The organism is Flavobacterium erigeronis (assembly GCF_054075165.1).
This window is the reverse complement of sequence record NZ_JBSKGP010000023.1, coordinates 1-1,134: the sequence shown is the minus strand read 5'-3', so window position 1 is coordinate 1,134 and position 1,134 is coordinate 1. Positions and strand designations below refer to the sequence as shown.

Annotated in this window: 2 protein-coding genes; both read left to right on the top strand. The window is 34.8% G+C overall.

Features of this window, described 5'->3' with window-relative positions; all coding sequences use genetic code 11:
• Positions 1-272 precede the first annotated feature (272 nt).
• On the top strand, positions 273-635 hold the full coding sequence (locus ACWA1F_RS23910) for a hypothetical protein (protein ID WP_456897537.1): 363 nt from the start codon (positions 273-275) through the stop codon (positions 633-635).
• The gene (locus ACWA1F_RS23905) at positions 636-911 is read left to right on the top strand and encodes a hypothetical protein (protein ID WP_456897535.1); all 276 of its coding nucleotides are present in this window, start codon (positions 636-638) and stop codon (positions 909-911) included.
• Positions 912-1,134 lie beyond the last annotated feature (223 nt).

Sequence of the window (1,134 nt, the reverse complement as noted above, 5' to 3'; positions counted from 1 at the left end):
TCAATCCCTAAAAAACTGCCGGCATTTCGATGAGCGTTTTCGCTGTTGCGGGTGCAAAAGTAGACCCTTTTTCCAGTTATACAAGCTTTTTCGGCAGGTTTTTTTGCCTTTTTTCCAATCTTTTTCCTAACATGCTGGTAACACAACCTTTACATTCCGGCTATTTTTCGCATTGCGTGGGGTTTTTCTTCCATTCATTAAATTTTTAGCAGTTTATGCTCTTTTTCGAATCTGCTTTTTGATGGATTTTCATTCTTCCAATATCTTTTCAGATGATCTTCCAATCTTTAAAATCCGCATTTTGCTTAAAAAAAGCTTTTATTAAATCTGTTTTTTTTATCCCCGATAGAAGCAAAAACCTTCTTCAGAAAAGACTGCCTCCCAAAAATTATTCACGAATTTGTTTTTACCCGCAAAAAACCGGCTGCAGAAAAAAACATGCCGTTTATCCAAAGCTTAAAATTCAAAACGTGCAGCATTTTATAAAAAGAAAAGAGTTCCGCTTGCACCTGCCCCAGCATCAAACCCTAAAAAATGGATTAACAAAAAAAAGAGCATCTCCAAAAAAACTTTCCTTCCGTGAAACATTAAAACCTTTATCAATTTGCAGAATAGCCATTTCAAAGAAACGTTAGATGGAATATAAAATCAGCCGCGTTCAAAAGACGCCACCACAGCAGCTAGCAGTAAGAATAAAGCAGGAACATTATCAAAAACTTGGAAGCATAAAAAAACAATGGAAACAAATAAGTGAACAATCTTCAGCATGGCAGCTGGCATTGATGTTCAGTCAAAAATTATTCTCCAGCACAGCTTTCGCCTTTTATTATTTCAGCATAAGAAAATCCATAGCCGCGAAGCTATTTCCGAAATTAAAACGAATATCCTTTTCTGTTTTTTTTTTAAAATAAAAACACAATCCCAAAATAACAGAATAGCTTTTTTTTTGCAAAAGACAATCATACATGAAGCCAGATTAACGATCTTAAAAATCTAAAACAATACGCAAATATCATTCAATTGCATTCAGGCTTGCCAAACTGCAGATCTGGCACAATAAAAACCAATGCAAATAAATCATAGATTTCCAAAAACGGTTATAAAACAGAAAACCCCATCCGGTTTGGATAGGGT